The sequence below is a fragment of the Dyella japonica A8 genome (genome assembly GCF_000725385.1).
GTDB classification, from domain to species: domain Bacteria; phylum Pseudomonadota; class Gammaproteobacteria; order Xanthomonadales; family Rhodanobacteraceae; genus Dyella; species Dyella japonica_C.
Genome location: NZ_CP008884.1, coordinates 2,697,713 through 2,716,029, shown reverse-complemented (window position 1 = coordinate 2,716,029; position 18,317 = coordinate 2,697,713). Strand labels below are relative to the sequence as shown.

The 18,317-nt window shown below is 65.7% G+C and carries 15 protein-coding genes and 1 riboswitch; of the genes, 4 read left to right on the top strand and 11 right to left on the bottom strand.

The window, feature by feature from the left end; all coding sequences use genetic code 11:
• Positions 1–24: 24 nt before the first annotated feature.
• Positions 25–150 (top strand): type B 50S ribosomal protein L36, encoded by a 126-nt coding sequence (gene ykgO, locus HY57_RS11335; protein ID WP_010342887.1) that lies wholly within the window; start codon positions 25–27, stop codon positions 148–150.
• A gap of 336 nt (positions 151–486) precedes the next feature.
• Here ykgO and greA read toward each other — a convergent pair whose 3' ends face one another.
• From greA to carA, 3 genes are read right to left on the bottom strand one after another with little or no spacing between them, the layout of a single operon-like run.
• Positions 487–963, bottom strand: coding sequence for a transcription elongation factor GreA (greA, locus tag HY57_RS11330; protein ID WP_019466983.1), 477 nt, complete (start codon positions 961–963; stop codon positions 487–489).
• Positions 960–4,187: a carbamoyl-phosphate synthase large subunit gene (gene carB, locus HY57_RS11325; protein ID WP_019466982.1), complete on the bottom strand. Its 3,228-nt coding sequence runs from the start codon at positions 4,185–4,187 to the stop codon at positions 960–962. The genes greA and carB overlap by 4 nt, the downstream gene beginning before the upstream one ends.
• The gene (gene carA / locus HY57_RS11320; RefSeq protein ID WP_019466981.1) at positions 4,180–5,316 is read right to left on the bottom strand and encodes a glutamine-hydrolyzing carbamoyl-phosphate synthase small subunit; all 1,137 of its coding nucleotides are present in this window, start codon (positions 5,314–5,316) and stop codon (positions 4,180–4,182) included. Before carA ends, carB begins: the two co-directional genes overlap by 8 nt.
• A gap of 216 nt (positions 5,317–5,532) precedes the next feature.
• On the opposite strand from carA, the gene HY57_RS11315 reads away from it, so the two are divergent.
• Positions 5,533–6,228, top strand: a complete 696-nt coding sequence (locus HY57_RS11315; protein WP_019466980.1) for a 2OG-Fe(II) oxygenase — start codon at positions 5,533–5,535, stop codon at positions 6,226–6,228.
• A gap of 41 nt (positions 6,229–6,269) precedes the next feature.
• On the opposite strand, the gene HY57_RS11310 is transcribed toward HY57_RS11315, so the two are convergent.
• From HY57_RS11310 to hrcA, 7 genes are all read right to left on the bottom strand, one after another.
• Entirely contained in the window at positions 6,270–7,277 is a 1,008-nt protein-coding gene (locus tag HY57_RS11310) for a sodium:calcium antiporter (RefSeq protein WP_019466979.1), read from the bottom strand.
• Positions 7,278–7,342: 65 nt separating this feature from the next.
• Positions 7,343–7,523: riboswitch (yybP-ykoY riboswitch) on the bottom strand.
• 36 nt (positions 7,524–7,559) lie between these two features.
• On the bottom strand, positions 7,560–8,363 hold the full coding sequence (gene dapB, locus HY57_RS11305) for a 4-hydroxy-tetrahydrodipicolinate reductase (protein WP_019466978.1): 804 nt from the start codon (positions 8,361–8,363) through the stop codon (positions 7,560–7,562).
• A gap of 87 nt (positions 8,364–8,450) precedes the next feature.
• Positions 8,451–8,693 (bottom strand): hypothetical protein, encoded by a 243-nt coding sequence (locus HY57_RS21595; RefSeq protein ID WP_144240814.1) that lies wholly within the window; start codon positions 8,691–8,693, stop codon positions 8,451–8,453.
• An 18-nt stretch (positions 8,694–8,711) separates the two neighbouring features.
• Positions 8,712–9,836 carry a molecular chaperone DnaJ gene (dnaJ, locus tag HY57_RS11300; RefSeq protein WP_026034219.1) on the bottom strand — a complete coding sequence of 375 codons (1,125 nt, stop codon included), beginning with the start codon at positions 9,834–9,836 and terminating at the stop codon, positions 8,712–8,714.
• Positions 9,837–9,966: 130 nt separating this feature from the next.
• Positions 9,967–11,895 (bottom strand): molecular chaperone DnaK, encoded by a 1,929-nt coding sequence (gene dnaK, locus HY57_RS11295; RefSeq protein WP_019466976.1) that lies wholly within the window; start codon positions 11,893–11,895, stop codon positions 9,967–9,969.
• Positions 11,896–12,056: 161 nt separating this feature from the next.
• Positions 12,057–12,575 (bottom strand): nucleotide exchange factor GrpE, encoded by a 519-nt coding sequence (gene grpE / locus HY57_RS11290; RefSeq protein ID WP_019466975.1) that lies wholly within the window; start codon positions 12,573–12,575, stop codon positions 12,057–12,059.
• 86 nt (positions 12,576–12,661) lie between these two features.
• Positions 12,662–13,714 (bottom strand): heat-inducible transcriptional repressor HrcA, encoded by a 1,053-nt coding sequence (gene hrcA / locus HY57_RS11285; RefSeq protein ID WP_019466974.1) that lies wholly within the window; start codon positions 13,712–13,714, stop codon positions 12,662–12,664.
• A gap of 193 nt (positions 13,715–13,907) precedes the next feature.
• Between hrcA and recN the strand changes: the two genes are divergently transcribed.
• Positions 13,908–15,578 carry a DNA repair protein RecN gene (recN, locus tag HY57_RS11280; RefSeq protein WP_019466973.1) on the top strand — a complete coding sequence of 557 codons (1,671 nt, stop codon included), beginning with the start codon at positions 13,908–13,910 and terminating at the stop codon, positions 15,576–15,578.
• A gap of 250 nt (positions 15,579–15,828) precedes the next feature.
• Here recN and HY57_RS11275 read toward each other — a convergent pair whose 3' ends face one another.
• Complete coding sequence (locus HY57_RS11275; RefSeq protein ID WP_019466972.1) at positions 15,829–16,464, bottom strand: response regulator transcription factor; 636 nt, start codon at positions 16,462–16,464, stop codon at positions 15,829–15,831.
• A gap of 127 nt (positions 16,465–16,591) precedes the next feature.
• Between HY57_RS11275 and HY57_RS11270 the strand changes: the two genes are divergently transcribed.
• Positions 16,592–18,184, top strand: a complete 1,593-nt coding sequence (locus tag HY57_RS11270) for an MASE1 domain-containing sensor histidine kinase (RefSeq protein WP_100218280.1) — start codon at positions 16,592–16,594, stop codon at positions 18,182–18,184.
• The last annotated feature ends 133 nt before the right edge of the window (positions 18,185–18,317 follow it).

Here is an 18,317-nt window from a genome sequence, read left to right as displayed (position 1 = left end):
TTCGCATAGTTTCAGGAGCTGGCCGTGAAGGTGCTTTCCTCTTTGAAGTCCGCCAAGGCGCGGCACCGTGACTGCAAGGTTGTGCGTCGTCGCGGCAAGGTGTTCGTGATCTGCAAGAGCAACCCGCGTTTCAAGGCTCGTCAGCGCTAATTTCAGCTGCTTTCGGGTTTTGCGAAAAGCCGCCCTTGGGCGGCTTTTTTGTTGCCTGCACATCGCCTCAAAACTGACTCGCTCTTTTGTAGGAGCGCACTTGTGCGCGACAGCCTGCCGGAACACTGATCGGATGTGCCGCGGTCGCGCACAAGTGCGCTCCAACAACGCCCCCCCCTAGCCGCCAAAAAAATGGGCCGCGAAAGCGGCCCTCTTCTGTTGCCTCGATCAACCCGAGACTTTCTGTGGGAGCGCACCCTGTGCGCGACAGCACCTCACGTCGAGGCAAGGTTGCCGTCGCGCACAGGGTGCGCTCCCACATGTTTCCTACCGAAATCAGGCGTAGCGCACGCCCGTGATCTCGTAACGCTTCACGCCATTGGGCGCGCTGAACTCGAAGCTGTCACCCTCGCTCTTGCCGATCAACGCACGCGCGATCGGCGAAGACACGGCGATAAGGCGCATCTTGATGTCCGCTTCCAGGTCGCCAACGATCTGGTAGGTCACGGCTTCGCCACTGTCCTCGTCTTCCAGATCCACCGTGGCACCGAACACCACGCGGGAGCCGGCAGCCAGGCGGCTGACGTCGATCACTTCGGCCGTGGACAGCAAGGCTTCCAGGGCCGCGATGCGGCCCTCGATGAAGCTCTGCTGCTCACGCGCGGCGTGGTACTCCGCGTTCTCCTTGAGATCACCGTGGGCACGTGCTTCGGCAATGGCCGCGATAATGTGCGGCCGATCCGAGGACTTCAGCTTTTCCAGCTCACCGCGAAGACGCTCCGAGCCCGACTTGGTAATGGGAGCACGACTCATGCCTTCAGCTCCTTGTGCAGTTCCTGCAGGCTGTGCACCGCACCGTCACCGTGGTAGTCCAGCGAATGCACCAGCGCGCGGGCGCCGGCCACCGTGGTGGAGTACGTGACGCGCTGCTGCAGCGCCTCGCGCCGGATCGAGAACGAGTCGGCGATGGCCGCCTTGCCTTCCGTCGTGTTGACGATATAGACGATCTCGCCGTTCTTGATCAGGTCGACGATGTGCGGACGGCCCTCGATCACCTTGTTGATGCGCTCGCAGGCCACGCCATGCTCGGCCAGGTACTTCGCCGTGCCATCGGTGGCGACCAGGCTGAAGCCCTTCTCCAGCACTTCGCGGGCGACGGGCAGCAGGCGATCCTTGTCGGCATCACGCACCGACACGAACACCTTGCCCTTCGGCGGCGTCTTGATGCCGGCAGCGTCGTGGCCACGCGCAAAGGCGGCGCCGAAGCTGCGGCCCACGCCCATCACCTCGCCAGTGGAGCGCATTTCGGGGCCGAGGATCGGGTCCACGTTCTGGAACTTCAGGAACGGGAAGATCGCTTCCTTCACCGAGTAGTAGCCCGGGATCACTTCCTTGGTCGTGCCCTGGTCGATCAGCGAACGGCCGGCCATCGCGCGCGCGGCGATCTTGGCGAGCGGCACACCGGTGGCCTTGGAAACGAACGGCACCGTGCGCGAGGCGCGCGGATTCACTTCGAGGATGTACACCGTGTCGCCCTGGATGGCGAACTGGGTGTTCATCAGGCCGACGACCTTCAGCTCCTTCGCCATCGCGGTGACTTGGCGGCGCATTTCATCCTGCACCTCCTGCGTCAGCGAGTACGGCGGCAGCGAGCAGGAGGAGTCGCCCGAGTGGACACCAGCCTCTTCGATGTGCTCCATGATGCCGCCAACCAGCACGTTGCCGTCGGCGTCAGCGATGATGTCCACGTCCACTTCGACCGCATGGTCAAGGAAGCGATCCAGCAGCACCGGCGAATCGTTCGACACCTGCACGGCTTCGCGGATGTAGCGCGAGAGATCGGCATCGCCGTAGACGATTTCCATCGCACGGCCGCCCAGCACGTAACTCGGGCGGACCACCAGCGGATAACCGATCTCGCGGGCCGAGGCCAGCGCCTCATCCGGCGTACGCGCGGTCCGGTTCGGCGGCTGCTTCAGGCCGATCTTCTCGATCATCTGCTGGAAGCGCTCGCGGTCTTCGGCGAGGTCAATGCTGTCCGGCGAGGTGCCGATCACCGGCGCACCCGCGGCTTCAAGCGCACGCGCAAGCTTGAGCGGCGTCTGGCCGCCGTACTGCACGATCACGCCCTTGGGCTTTTCCAGATCCACGATTTCCAGCACGTCTTCCAGCGTCAGCGGCTCGAAGTACAGGCGATCGGAGGTGTCGTAGTCGGTGGAAACGGTTTCCGGGTTGCAGTTGACCATGATGGTTTCGAAGCCATCCTCGCGCAACGCGAGTGCTGCATGCACGCAGCAGTAGTCGAACTCGATGCCCTGGCCGATGCGGTTCGGACCACCGCCGAGCACGATGATCTTCTCGCGGTCGGTCGGGTTGGCTTCGCACTCTTCCTCGTAGGTCGAGTACATGTAGGCCGTGGTGGTGGCGAACTCGGCCGCGCAGGAATCCACGCGCTTGTACACCGGGCGCACACCCAGCGTGCGACGCAGGTGACGCATGGCCGCTTCGTTGGTGTCGAGCAGTTCGGCCAGGCGCGCGTCGGAGAAGCCCATGCGCTTCAGCTCGCGCATGCGCAGCGCGTCGATGGCGGTGATGCCCTGCGCCTGGACTTCCTTCTCGGTGAGGACGATGTCTTCAAACGCGGCGAGGAACCAGGGATCGACGCGGCTCAGGCCGTACACGTCTTCCAGCGACAGGCCGGCGCGGAACGCATCGGCCAGGTGGAACACGCGATCCGGACGCGGCTCGCGCAGTTCGCGCTTGAGCGCGTTGATGCCTTCGTCGGAGGTCAGGTCCAGGCCCGTCGGGTTCAAACCGTTCTTGCCGATCTCCAGACCACGCAGCGCCTTCTGCAGCGATTCGTGGAAGGTGCGGCCCATGGCCATCACTTCACCCACGGACTTCATCTGCGTGGTGAGGCGGGCGTCGGCGGACGGGAACTTCTCGAACGCGAAGCGCGGGATCTTGGTAACGACGTAGTCGATGGTCGGCTCGAACGACGCCGGGGTCAGACCACCGGTGATGTCGTTCTTCAGTTCGTCCAGCGTGTAGCCCACGGCCAGCTTCGCGGCGATCTTGGCGATCGGGAAACCGGTGGCCTTGGAGGCGAGCGCGGACGAGCGCGACACGCGCGGGTTCATCTCGATGACCACCACGCGGCCGTTCTCGGCATTGATGCCGAACTGCACGTTGGAGCCGCCGGTGTCCACGCCGATCTTGCGCAGCACGGCGATGGAGGCATCGCGCAGGCGCTGGTATTCCTTGTCGGTGAGCGTCTGCGCCGGCGCGACAGTGATCGAGTCGCCGGTGTGCACGCCCATCGGGTCGAGGTTTTCGATGGAGCACACGATGATGCAGTTGTCCGCCTTGTCGCGGACCACTTCCATCTCGAACTCCTTCCAGCCGAGCACGGATTCCTCGACCAGCACTTCGCCCACCGGCGAAAGCTCGAGGCCACGCTTGACGATCTCTTCGAACTCTTCCTTGTTGTAGGCGATGCCGCCACCCGAGCCACCCAGCGTGAAGCTCGGGCGGATGATGGTGGGGAAGCCCACCTTCGCCTGCGCCAGCAGCGCCTGCTCGAAGGTGCGGACCACTTCGGCCTTCGGGCATTCCAGCCCGATATCGGCCATGGCGACGCGGAACAACTCGCGGTCTTCGGCCATGCGGATGGCTTCGCGCGAGGCGCCGATCAGCTCGACGTTGTACTTCTCGAGCACGCCGTTGTCGGCAAGGTCGAGCGCGCAGTTGAGGCCGGTCTGGCCACCCATGGTGGGCAGCACGGCGTCCGGACGCTCCTTGGCGATGATGCGCTCCACCGTCTGCCAGTTGATCGGCTCGATGTAGACGGCGTCGGCCGTCTCCGGATCGGTCATGATCGTGGCGGGGTTGGAGTTCACCAGGATGACGCGGTAACCCTCTTCCTTCAGCGCCTTGCAGGCCTGCGCGCCGGAGTAGTCGAACTCACAGGCCTGGCCGATGACGATCGGGCCAGCGCCAATGATGAGGATGCTCTTGATATCGGTGCGCTTAGCCATTCGTGCGGGCCTCCTGCATCAGTGCGGCAAAACGGTCGAACAGATAACCAATGTCGTGCGGACCGGGGCTGGCTTCCGGGTGACCCTGGAAGCAGAACGCCGGGCGATCGGTGAGCGCGAAGCCCTGCAGCGAACCATCGAACAGCGAGGCGTGGGTGACGCGCACGTTCGCCGGCAGCGTCGCCGGATCCACTGCGAAGCCGTGGTTCTGCGAGGTGATCAGCACGCGGCCGTCGTCGAGATCCTTCACCGGATGGTTCGCGCCGTGGTGGCCGAACTTCATCTTCAGCGTCTTGGCACCCAGCGCCAGGCCCATGATCTGGTGACCCAGGCAGATGCCGAACATCGGGATCTTCGCGTCGAGGAATTCACGCGCGGCGACGATGGCGTAATCGCAGGCCGCCGGATCGCCGGGGCCGTTGGAGAGGAACACGCCGTCAGGCTTCATCGCGAGCACGTCGGCAGCCGCCGTCTTCGCGGGCACGACGGTAATGTCGCAACCCTGCTCGGCCAGCAGGCGCAGGATGTTGTACTTCACGCCGAAGTCGTAGGCCACGACCTTGAAGCGCTTCGCCGGCTGGTTGAACCGGGTGTTGTCGAGGTCGTACACGCCCTCGTTCCACTGATACGACTCGCCGACGCTGACCACCTTGGCCAGGTCCATGCCATTGAGGCCCGGGAACGCACGCGCCTTGGCCAGCGCCGCTTCCGCGTCGATCTGCTCGCCCGCGGCGATGCAGCCGTTGAGGGCACCCTTGTCGCGCAGGATGCGGGTCAGGCGACGGGTATCGATGCCGGCAATGGCAACGATGCCGTGGCGCTTGAGGTAGTCGGGCAGGCTCTCGGTACTGCGCCAGTTACTGGCTCGGCGCGGTACGTCACGCACGATCAAGCCGGCGGCATGCACGGTGTCGGACTCTTCGTCCTCGACATTCACGCCGGTGTTGCCGATGTGCGGATAAGTAAGGGTAACGATCTGTTTGGCGTACGAGGGATCGGTGAGGATCTCCTGGTAGCCCGTCATGGCGGTGTTGAAAACCACCTCGCCGACGGTTTCACCAGTCGCGCCAACGGCGTAGCCGTGGAACACGCTGCCGTCTTCGAGGGCAAGCAGAGCAGGAATAGGCATGGGAGGACCGCCTTTAGGTGCAGCAAGGCCCGCAAGCCGCAGCAAAGCAGGCTTGTGGACCTTAGTCGAGGAATGTTTCAGGGCGGGTAACAATGATAGGTGCAAGCCCCCCTGGTGTCCACCCGGAACTGCTGAACATGCGGAGAAATCCAGGCCAACCGGCGCATGTCCGCAGCGTTACACTTAACCAGCTGCCTTGCCCATGACCGGATGTCCATGAACTCAGCCGTGTTGCTCGATCCCGCCCGCCTCGACCGACCGGATACGGACGTGCGGATGGAACCCTTCCCCTTCCTGATCGCCCACGGGCAGTTGCCCGACGAGGCGCGGGGGGATCTGGAGCGGGACTTCCCCCGCTATGCCAGCGCCGGCTTCTTCCCTTATGACGCCAGCGACTGCGGTCCGTCGGTGAACGCCCTGGTGGAACGCCTGAGCTCGGCCGAGTTTGCCAGCGCCATCGGCGAGCGGCTGGGCATCGAGGGCCTGGGCCGATACCCCACCCTGATCACCCTGTGTCGCTCGCTCAACAAGCGCCACGGCACGATCCACACCGACAGCAAATCCAAGGTGGCCACGGCACTGCTGTACCTCAACAACCTGTGGCCGGACAGCAGCGACGGCTGCCTGCGCTTCCTTGGCAGCATCGACAACATCGACAGCATGGTGGCCCCGGAACTGAAGCCCCTGTATGGCGAATTCGCGGTGTTCAAGCGCTGCGACAACTCCTTCCACGGTCACCTGCCCTACGAGGGCGAGCGCCGCGTGATCCAGGTCGCCTGGCTCACCAGCGAGGAAGAAAAACTGCGCAAGACCAAGCGCGGCAAGTTTTCACGGGCCTTCAAGCGGATCTTCGGCTCGCTCGATCGCAAGCTTGGTGCCGACCGCGACCGCAACGCCGCCCACAAGGACTGACGTGCGCGGCGCCCAAGGGGCGCCGACGCCTCAGCCGTCGATCAGAGATGGCTGCCGTAATGCCACGCGATGTACGCGGCGAACACGCCATACAGCAGCCCCACCGGCACCAGCCAGCGCGCATCCACGCGCCCACGGCGGAACAGCCACCACAGATAGACCACGGCAACGCCGGTAAGCACACCAGCCACCATCAGCGGCGCGTCGAACAGCCACGGCGTGCCGAACAGCGCCAGCGAGCTGGGGATGGTGGCCTGGATCATCATGGCGCCAGAGATATTGGCCAGCGCCAGGCGCTCCTTGCCCTGCCGCACCCAGATCAGCGCATTCATGGTCTCAGGTAGTTCGGTGGCCACGGGGCTGAGTACCAGCGCCACAAGATGCGGCGACAGCTGCCATGCCACGCCGATGGCTTCGATCTGCTTGACGAAGGTGTGCGAAGCGAGCGCAATCACCAGCAACGCCAGCGTCGTCTGCGCGGCCACCCACCAGAACGAGGGATTGGCCTCGTTGGGCCGGAGCTTCAACGGTTCGAGTTCTTCTTCCTCGGGCGCCGTATCCGACGCCTTCAGCTCGCGCCACACGTAAAGGCCATACGCGGCAAGAAAGAGCACGCCCAGCCATGGCTTCAGCGCGAACGCGACCAGGCCAAGCCCGCACTTCACCACGAAAATGGCGAGGAACCACGACTGGTCGCGAGCCAGCCGCCCATGCTCCACGCGCACCCTGTGGTCCGCGCGCATGAGCCGGTGACGATTCATCCATAACGCCACGCCCACCACGGCATAGGCGATGGTGGCGAGCACCAGCGGGCCACCCAGTGCGGCGCCGACGCCAATGTCCCTCTGCTCCGGGGTCTTGCCCAGGATGACGGCCACGAAGGTCACGGCACTCTCGGGCAGCGCCGTGCCGAACGCGGCCAGGATCGTGCCCGTCGCCGTGGCGCCCAGATTGAGCTTCTGGCCGAACCACTCCACGCCGTTGACGAAGTACTCGCACGCGAGATAGATCGCGCCAGCCGAAAGCAGGAACAGGAGAGCGGTGAGCATGCTTTTTCCAGGGCCGGGCGAGCGGAAAACCATTGGCTCAGCGACGCGGGCTCGCCCGGCCGGGTGAGCGCGTCGTGGCCAAAGGTCTCGCCGGGCTGCCGATGCCGCAAGGCATCGGTGCCATCCACGCCATGAAGCGAAGCGCTTCAAGTCTGTTGACGCGGATTCCTCTGGAGCCGCCACCGGGGACCGGTCGCGAAGGGGTGAGGATGGCTACTCCCCAATGACAATCCCCAAGATTTTAGGGGCTGGAACGCACCCGGGCAAGCGGCCGGGCGACGGTCAGTGACCGGCGCGATCGGCCAGCATGGCATCCAGATCGTAGTCACCTGCCACCCGGCCGCTGAGCCAATGGGCGGCCTCCAGTGCGCCGCGGGCGAAAATCGAGCGATCCGTAGCCCGATGGGTGAGCTCGATACGCTCGCCCTGCCCCATCAGGAACACCTCGTGCTCGCCCACCACGTCGCCCCCACGCACCACGGCGAAACCGATGGTGCCAAGCTCGCGCGGGCCGACGCGCCCCTCGCGCGCGTACACCGCGCTTTCGCGCAGCGAGGTGCCGCGCGCCGCCGCTGCCGCCTCGCCTAAGGCCAGGGCGGTGCCCGACGGTGCGTCTTCCTTGCGGTTGTGGTGCGCCTCGATGATGTCCAGGTCCCAGTCCGGCAGCGCCGCCGCCGCCTGGCGAAGCAGGCGCGTAAGCACGGCCACGCCCAGGCTGAAATTGGCAGAGCGCAGCAACGCGATACGCGCGGCCGATGCGTTGAGCCGTTGCGCAAACGTCGCATCAAGACCCGTCGTGCCGGTGACCAGTCCCACGCTGTTGGATTCGCAGTACGTCAGCGCCTCGGCCAAACCCGCCGGGCCGCTGAAATCCACCACTACGTCCAGCGTTCCCGGGGCCGGCCATTCGTGCGAATAGGTCAGCGCGCCGGCACAGGCGTCAATCGGCTGCCCGAGCTTCGACGAAGTCGGCGAAGCAATGGCGGCGACCAGGATGAAGCGGGCATCGTCCTTGACCAGCGCAAGCAAAGCCTGCCCCATGCGACCGGTGGCGCCATTGATGGCGAGGCGAACGGGCTTGGGCATGGGGGCTTCCTGGATGGCGGACAACGAAGTGGCGATGCTACTGCGTGCAGGCATGGTTGTGCACGACGGTATCCCGTCCCTCGAAAGTCATTCCCCGCGGGAATAAAGAGCGTAGAGGCATCCCTCGCCCTCTTTCTCGTCATTCCGGCGCAGGCCGGAATCCAGTGGCGAGTAGGGCACGATCTTCGCAGGGGCTACCAGCCATTGTTCAAGCGCGTCGCAATAACCGACCGTTGTCGCTACTGGATTCCGGCCTGCGCCGGAATGACGAGCAAGGGGACTGAGGCAACACAAAAACAAAGCCCCGGCATTCGCCAGGGCTTCGGACATGCGACACGTACCGCCGATTTATGAGGTAACGCGCGACCAGAACTGCTTGACACCATCCACCCAGGTCTTGGCGCGCGGCGTGTGCTTCTCCGCTTCGCCATGGGCGAACGTCGTTTCAAGCTGTTCCAGCAAGTCGCGCTGCTGCTTGGTCAGGCGCACCGGGGTTTCCACCACCACGCGGCAGATCAGGTCGCCGGTACGGGCGCTGCGCACGGACTTCACGCCACGTCCGCGCAGGCGGAACATCTGGCCGGTTTGCGTTTCCGGCGGGATATTGATCGGCACTTCGCCTTCCAGCGTCGGCACGAGCAACTCCGCGCCCAGGGCAGCCTGCGCGAAGCGGATCGGCAGTTCGCAGTGCAGATCGTTGCCTTCGCGCTGGAAGATGTCGTGCTCGCGCACGCGCACTTCCACGTACAGATCGCCGGCTTCGCCACCGGCCGGGCCAGCTTCGCCCTGCCCGGTCAGGCGGATACGGTCGCCGTTGTCCACGCCCGCGGGAATGTTCACGGACAGCGCACGCGTCTCTTCCAGACGGCCCTCGCCATCGCACTCCTTGCAAGGCTTCTCGATCATGTGGCCGCTGCCGCCGCAATGCGGGCAGGCCTGCTGGATGGAGAAAATGCCGTTCTGCATGCGCACGCGGCCGTGGCCTGCGCAGGTCTTGCAGGTCACCGTCTTGCCGTCGGCGGAGCCGCTGCCGTTGCAGTGGTGGCAGTTGACCTGGGTGGGAATCTCGATCTTCTTTTCGACGCCGAACACGGCCTCTTCCAGATCGAGCTCCATGATGTAGCGCAGATCGGAGCCGCGACGCGAACGTCCGCGCCCGCCGCCGCCCATGCCGAAAATATCGCCGAAGATGTCGCCGAAGATGTCGCCCATGTCGCCAAAGCCGCCGCGACCGCCGCCCATGCCGTGCTCGAAGGCAGCATGGCCGTGCTGGTCGTACATGGCGCGCTTCTGGTCATCCGACAGAACTTCGTAGGCCTCCTTGGCCTCCTTGAATTTCTCCTGTGCGTGCGGATCGTCCGGGCAACGGTCCGGGTGGTACTTCATCGCCAGTCGACGGAACGACTTCTTCAGTTCGACCTCGGTGACGGTGCGCTCCACCCCAAGGATTTCATAGTAATCACGCTTGCTCATCGTTGCATCCGGCATGGATCGCTCACTTCCACATGAATCGAGCGATCCATGTCTCCTCAACAAACAGCCCGCGGCCAGACTCGAGTCCGGACGCGGGCTGCGTCAGATCGGCAGCGCCGACCGGCCAATATTACTTCTTGTCGTCCTTGACTTCAGTGAACTCGGCATCGACCACGTCGTCCTGACCGGCCGAGGAGCCGCCCGCCTGATGGCCGGCATGGGCACCGGCATCGGCCTGGGCGCCGCCCTGGGCCGCGGCGTAGAGGGCCTGGGCCACCTGCTCGAGCTTCTCGATCTTCGACTCGATGGCGCCCTTGTCGTCGCCGTCCTTCACCTTCTCAAGGTCGGACAGCGCACCCTCGATGCTGCTCAGCTGTTCGCCCGGCACCTTGCCGCCGTGCTCCTTGAGCGCGCTGCGGGTGGCGTGCACCAGCTGGTCGGCCTTGTTGCGGGTGGCGACGAGCTCGTGGAACTTCTTGTCTTCTTCCTTGTTGGCCTCGGCGTCGGCCACCATGCGGGCGATCTCTTCCTCGGACAGGCCCGAACCGGCCTTGATTTCGATCTTCTGTTCCTTGCCGCTCTTCTTGTCCTTGGCCGACACGTGCAGGATGCCGTTGGCGTCGATGTCGAAGGTCACTTCGATCTGCGGCATGCCGCGCGGCGCCGGCTCGATGCCCTGCAGGTCGAACTTGCCCAGCGACTTGTTGGCGCTGGCACGCTCGCGCTCACCCTGCAGCACATGCACGGTCACAGCGCTCTGGTTGTCGTCGGCGGTGGAGAACACCTGCGAGGCCTTGGTCGGCACGGTGGTGTTCTTCTCGATCAGCTTGGTCATCACGCCGCCCATCGTCTCGATACCGAGCGACAGCGGGGTGACGTCGAGCAGCAGCACGTCCTTCACGGTACCGCCCAGCACGCCGCCCTGGATCGCGGCGCCGACAGCGACGGCCTCGTCCGGGTTGACGTCCTTGCGCGGTTCCTTGCCGAAGAAGTCCTTCACCGACTCCTGCACCTTGGGCATGCGGGTCTGGCCACCGACGAGGATCACCTCACTGATGTCGGACACGCGCAGGCCGGCGTCATTCAACGCGGTGCGGCACGGCTCGATGGTGCGCTTGATCAGGTCTTCCACCAGCGACTCGAGCTTGGCACGGGTCAGCTTGATGTTGAGGTGCTTCGGGCCGGAAGCGTCGGCCGTGATGTACGGCAGGTTCACTTCGGTCTGGTGGCTGGACGACAGCTCGATCTTCGCGCGCTCGGCGGCGTCCTTCAGGCGCTGCAGCGCGAGCGGATCCTTGCGCAGGTCCATGCCCGTGTCTTTCTTGAATTCTTCGACGAGGTAGTCGATGACGCGCATGTCGAAGTCTTCGCCACCCAGGAAGGTGTCGCCGTTGGTGGCCAGCACTTCGAACTGCTTCTCGCCGTCGACTTCGGCGATCTCGATGATGGACACGTCGAACGTGCCGCCGCCGAGGTCATACACCGCCACCTTGCGGTCGGCGCCCTTCTTGTCCAGGCCGTAGGCCAGCGCGGCCGCGGTCGGCTCGTTGATGATGCGCTTGACGTCCAGGCCGGCGATGCGGCCGGCGTCCTTGGTGGCCTGGCGCTGGCTGTCGTTGAAGTAGGCCGGCACCGTGATCACGGCTTCGGTGATGGTCTCGCCGAGATAGTCTTCGGCGGTCTTCTTCATCTTCATGAGGACCTTGGCCGAGATCTCCTGCGGAGCCATCTTCTTGCCGTCGGAGGTCTCCACCCAGGCGTCGCCGTTGTCATGCGCGATGATGCCGTAGGGCACGATGTGCAGGTCTTTCTGCACTTCCGCGTCGGTGAACTTGCGGCCGATCAGGCGCTTCACCGCGTAGAAGGTGTTCTTGGGGTTGGTCACGCTCTGGCGCTTGGCCGGCGCGCCCACCAGGACTTCGCCGTCCTTGGTGAATGCAACGATGGACGGCGTGGTGCGGTCGCCTTCCGAGTTTTCGATGACCTTGGCGGTGGTGCCGTCCATCACGGCGACGCACGAGTTGGTCGTGCCCAGGTCGATACCGATGATTTTACCCATGTTGTCTACTCCCGAATGCTTTAAGCGACCCCTCGGCCGCGATCTGATTTGTCAGATGGGGCCCGGCACGTACCATCTCAATGCCGGCAAGACCCCGTATGCCTTTCCGCCGAAGCCCGCAGGGGACGCCGTTCAGGCGCCCTCGACCGCGAGCCGGGGCGTTACTCCTTGGCGACCGCCACCAACGCGGGGCGCAGAAGCCGGTCGTTCAGCACGTAGCCCTTCTGGAGCACGCTGACGACCGTGTTGGGGGCCGCGCCCGGGGCCTCCACCATGCTAACGGCGTGATGCTTGTCCGGATCCAGCGGTTGCCCCACTGGGTCGACCTGCACCAGGCCATTGTTCTCGGCAATCTTCAACAGCGACTTCAGCGTCAGCGCGATGCCCTCGCGCATGCTGGCCACGTCACCGCCTTCCACCTGCAGGCCGCGCTCCAGGCCGTCGTAGACGGGCAGCAGCTCGTTCAGCAGCTTCTCGTTGGCGAAGCGGCGGGCCTGCTCCACGTCGCGGTGCAGGCGGCGGCGCTGGTTCTCGATCTCCGCCTTTTCGCGCAACACGGTGTCGCGCAGCTCCACGTTGTTCGCCTCCAGCTCCGCGATGCGCGCCTTCAGCGCCTCCAGCTCTGCGCTGGCCGCGTCGCCCTGCGCCCCGGTGGGCGTCGTTGGATCGTTGCTTTGCATGAATCACTCCAAGCCTTATCCGTGGCCGGCACCAAGCGGCACCAACCGTCAATCACTTGCGGGTAAAACCCCGCCTCCCGAGCGCGTTATAAGGTCGTCGCGACGCGATTCAAGGCGTCGCTGAGCAAACCGGCCGTTGCCTGCACCACGGGAATCACCCGCTCATAGGCCATGCGGGTGGGGCCGATCACCCCGACCGCACCCAGCACGCGCCCCTGGGCTCCGTAGCTGGCCGTGACCACGCTGCAACCATCCAGCGCCGCAAACCCTGATTCTTCGCCGATGAACAGGCGCACGCCAGGGGCTTTGGCGCACACTTCCATGAGCTGCAGCAGCTCGCTTTTCTTCTGGAATGCCTCGAACAGCTCGCGCAGGCGCTCCAGGTTGGCCAGCTCCGAATAACCCATCAGATTGGTCTGGCCGCTGACCAGTACGTCGTCGCTCTCGCTCTGCGGGGCGAACGAGGCCGCCGCCAGTTCCACCGCGCTGGACATCAGGCGGTTGAGCTCGCCACTGGCCTCGCGCAGTTCACGCAGCAGGTGGCCCCGGATGTCGTCCAGGCGCAGGCCGGCAAACTGGGCATTGAGATAGTTGGCCGCCTGCTCCAGCTCGCGGCCGTCCAGCGGCCTGGCCAGTTGGACAATGCGGTTCTGCACCTGGTTGTCCGAAAACACCAGGATCACCAGCACCCGGGCATCGGGCAGCGCCACGAAATCGATGTGTCGCAGGGGGAAGTCAGCCTGCCGCGGCACCGTGACCACGCCGGCGAACTGCGTCATCGCCGACAGCAAGGTCGAGGCGTTGCCCAGCAGGTCGCGGGTGGTGGTCGGGCCCGGGGGCAGCTCGCGGCGCAGGCGCGCCATCTCGTCCTGCGGCAGGGGCTGCAGTTCGATCAGGCTGTCCACAAACAAACGCAGGCCGCGCGGCGTCGGCACGCGCCCCGCCGAGGTATGCGGCGACGCCACCAGGCCGGCGTCTTCCAGGTCGGACATGATGTTGCGGATGGTCGCCGGGCTCACGTCCAGCCCGGAGGAGCGCGACAGCGTGCGCGACCCTACGGGCTCGCCATCGGCGAGGTACTGGGCAATCAATGTGCGCAGGAGTCGGCGTGCGCGGGCATCGAGTTGGGCGGCAGGCATGCTGTAGCAATCCGTGAGACACAAAAGAAATAAGGTCTGGCGGCAAAGTTTGCAAGAAAGGGGACAGGGCCGGGGGGCGGGCGTGGCAAAACCGGGGTGTGGCGGAGTCATGCCATCGCCCAGGCATGCACCCCACTAGCCGCGCCCCATCCCCTCCCCTTTACAATCCCACGACTTCACCACGTCGCCGCCCATGCTCACCTCGCTCTACGTTCGTCATTTTGCCGTCGTCGAAGAAGCCGAGATCGCCTTCGGCCCGGGTCTTACCGTCGTCAGCGGCGAAACCGGCGCGGGCAAGTCCCTGCTGGTGGACGCCTTGATGCTGCTGGCCGGCGCCCGCGCAGACAGTGGCATGGTGCGCGCCGGCAGCGATCGCGCCGAGCTCACCGCCGAGTTCGACCTGAGCGAGCTCCCCGAGGCCCGCGAGTGGCTGCACCGCGAGGAACTGGACGAAGAGGACGCCTGCCAACTGCGCCGCGTCATCCGTGCCGAAGGCAGCTCGCGCGCCTGGATCAACGGCCGCCCGGCCAATGCCAGCCAGCTCGGCGAACTGGCCACGCTGCTGGTGGAGATCCACGGCCAGCACGAACACCAGGCCCTGCTGTCGCGGGCACACCAGATGGAACTGCTCGACGCCTACGCCGGCAACGAGGATCTGGTCGCCCAGGTCCGCGAGCTGGCCCAGCAATGGCGCGAGCTGGGCAACCGCATCCGCAAGCTCAGCGGCGGCGACGACCGCGAGCAGCGCATCGAACTGCTCAGCCACGAGCTGGGCGAACTGGAAAAGTGGGCGCTGCCCGCCAACGAACTCACCGAACTGGAAGTCAGCCACAAGCGCCTGGCCAACGCCGGACGCCTGGCCGAGGGCGCGGGCGGCGTGGTCGAACTACTCGATGGCGACAGCGAATTCGCCCTTCGTCGCGCCTTGGGCCGGGCCCAGTTGGAGATGAGCAAGCTCGCCGCGCTGGACGATCGCCTGGCGCCGCTGCTGGACCTGCTGGACAACGCCTCCATCCAGCTCAGCGAAGCCGCCGACGGCCTGGGCCGTTATGCACTCGATGTCGATCTGGACCCGGAGCGCTACAGCGAAGTCGACACCCACCTCACCCGACTGCACGAACTCTCGCGACGCCACCGGGTGCCCGTTCCCGAACTTCACGACAAGGCCGCCGCGCTACGCGAGGAGCTCGGTGAACTCGAAGGCGCGGGCGACGCCTTGGAAAAACTCGCCAGCCAGCGCACGCGCCTGCAGCAGCAGTACGACGAGCAGGCCGGCAAGCTCAGCGCCTCGCGTCTGCAGGCCGCCGAACGGCTCGGTGGCGAGGTCAGCGCCCTGATGGGCGAGCTGGGCATGAGTGGCGGCCGCCTCGTGGTCGAACTGGAAGCCACCAGCGACAGCGAGCCCGACGCGCAAGGCCGGGAGCGTTGCGAACTGCTGGTCAGCGCCAACCCCGGCCAGCCGCCGCGCGCCCTGCGCAAGGTCGCCTCCGGCGGCGAACTGGCGCGCATCAGCCTGGCCATCGAAGTGGCCACGCTGGGCAAGGACACTATCGGCACCATGGTGTTCGACGAAGTCGACACCGGCATTGGCGGCGCCGTGGCCGAGGTGGTGGGGCAGAAGCTCCGCGCCCTCGGCGCGCAACGCCAGGTGCTGTGCGTCACCCACCTGCCGCAGGTGGCCGCGCAAGGCCATGCGCACCTGCGCGTGAGCAAGGCCAGCGACGGCGAATCCACCCGCACGCGCATCGAGAAGCTCGATGCCAACGGTCGTCGTGACGAACTGGCGCGCATGCTGGGCGGCGTGGAGATCACGCGCGAAACGAAGGCCCATGCGAAGCAGATGCTGGAGCGGGCGCAGGTTTGAGGCTGCCTGCGCCGCATCACACAGGCCATTGGCGCTAGCCCCAGCCCCAGCCCCTCGCCAACGCCAACGCCAACGCCAACGCCATATTTCCCTCACCGTCATTCCGGCGAAAGCCGGAATCCAGTGACTTTCTTCACTGAAGCGAAAGTGCCTAAAAGCAAAGGCACTGGATTCCGGCTTTCGCCGGAATGACGGTGAGGGGAATGGGTGAATCTATCAAGCTGGCAGGCGTGCGCTACCGACGTCGCAGTCAGTTCTTCCGCGGCAACAACCCACGCTCGGCGGCCATACGATAGAGGTCGAGCTCCGACCCCGCCCCCAGCTTCCCCATCAGGCTAGCGCGATGGATATAGACAGTCTTCTGGCCAATACCCAGCTCACCCGCCACCTGCTTCGGCGCCCGGCCCGCCGCCAGCAGCAGGAACACTTCGCGCTCGCGCGCGGTGAGCCGGTGGATGGGGTCGCGTGCTTCGCTGGGCCGTTCCGCGCGTCGCTTGCGCAGGTCGGAACTGAGGAAGCATTCGCCCTGCATCACGGCGCGCAGCCCGGCCACCAGTTCTTCCGGTGCCACGCCCTTGGTGACATAGCCGCTGGCACCGCGGCGCAGGGCTTCCGATACGTAGGGTTCGCCGTCGTGCATGCTCAGCACCACGATGCGCGTGTCCGCAGCGACGCTACGCAGATGCTCGATCAGCGGCAGCCCGCTGCCATCAGGCAGCGAGAGATCGAGTGCCACGAGATCGGGACGACGTGAGCCAACCGCTTCGACCGCATCGTCGGCGCTGCGGCATTCCGCAACGACCTCCAGATCCGGTTCCATTTCGATCAGCCGCTTGAACCCCTCTCGTACGATGGCATGGTCGTCAACCAGGACAATGCTGTACATGGGCCCAATGTATAGCAGGCCAAGGGCCTGTTTACGATCTCGCACTGCGGCAGGGCCCTCCGGGCCGAACGCGAAAGGGCGCTGGAATGCCGCCTAAACGCCGCCCGGCGCCATGTACCATCGCCGGATGCGACCGAAATACTCCCTGCCGGGCTCGGATCTGCTCCTTGGCACCGGCTACTTTCTGCTCTGGCTGTTGCTGTGGCCGACCGAGCAACCCTATTGGATGCTCCCCTACGGCCTGCGCTTCGGTGCGCTGCTGCTGGCCCCCATGCGGATGTGGCCGTGGCTGCTCGGTGCCGAGTTCGCCGCCAGCGGCCTGATCGCCTCGTTCCACCCGCTGCCGCTGGGCTGGCGCTATTTCCTGCTGGGTGCGCTGCCCGAGCCCATCGTGTCGGCCATCTGCCTGTGGCTGATGCGCCGGGCCAAGCTGCACGCCAGCCTCCGCGACCCCGAGGATGTCGCCCGCCTGCTGCTGTCGGCCGCCTTCACCGTAGCGGCCACCACGGCCACGGATGCCGTGATGCTCGCCCTGATCCACGCCGCCCCCGGCGCGGACATGATGATGCAGGCGCTGGGCCAGGATCTGCTGGGCAACTACGTGGGCGTGCTGCTCGTGGTGCCCTTGCTCGTGATGTTGCTGCGGGCCCGCCTGGACAAGCGCGGCCTCGGCCGGCTGCTGATGGACGGCCTGCTGGTGCTGCTGCCCTCGCTAGCCATCCTGCTGGTGCTGTCCTCGCATGAAGCGCCGCAGCCGCAGTTCGCCCGCGTGCTGTCACTGGCACCGGTGCTGTTCTTCGCGTTCCGGCACGGCTGGCGCGGCGCCAGCCTTTCCATGCTGATTTCCAGCCTGGGCATGACGCTGGTGGATCATCTCTCCGGCCACGGCGCCCCCGGCGCCGCCGGCGAGCTGTTCCTGGCCGTGGCCGGCACCGGCGCGCTGATGCTGGGCTCGGCCACCGACGCCCTGCGCCGCAGCAGCGAGCGCGTGGCGGAACAGAACGTCTATCTTGCCGCCGTGAACCGCCGCCTGGACCACCTCGCCCGCCAACTGCGCGACGCCGCGCGCGGCAACCTGCGCACCGAGGAAAACCAGCGCCGCCACATGGCCGCCGAGCTGCACGACGAACTGGGCCAGAACCTGACGGCCATCCAGACCCACCTGAAACTCGCCCAGTCGCGGCTCGCCCAGGCCGGCATGGACGACATCGGCGTGTCGATCAACGCCATCATGGGTCACATGCGGCGCGCCCTGCACCGCCTGCTCGACGATCTGCGCCCCGCCGTGCTCGACGAGTTCGGCCTGCTACGGGCGCTGGACGAAGGCCCGATCCGCGACCTGCTCACCGCGGCCGGCGTGGCCTATCGCACCGAACTTCGCGGCGACCCGCGCTTGCTCGACGACGACACCCGCACCGTGGTCTATCGCCTCGTGCAGGAAAGCGCCACCAACGCCGTCAAGCACGCCCACGCCGACACCTTCCAACTGCGCCTGCGCATCGGCGAGCGCCAGGGCGTGGCGCTGGCTTTGCTGGATATCCGCGACAACGGCATCGGCCTGCCGGCCCGCATGCCCCGTGGCGGCCGTGGCATGCAAGGCATGCGCGACCGGGTGACATCCCTGGGCGGCCTGTTCAGGGTTCGCCCCGAAGCGCAAGGCGTTCATCTACGCATATTGTTGCGAAGCAACACGCAAACTGGTGACGCAGCGCGCACTTAGGAAACGTTACATAGGAAATTTTCCGATACCCGACGTGTGAAGGCTTCGTTACGCTGGATCCATCGATGTGGGGGAGCCACCATCGCAAGATGGTGAGCCATGCCAACCGTGGGGACGGTGGGCATGAAGAACG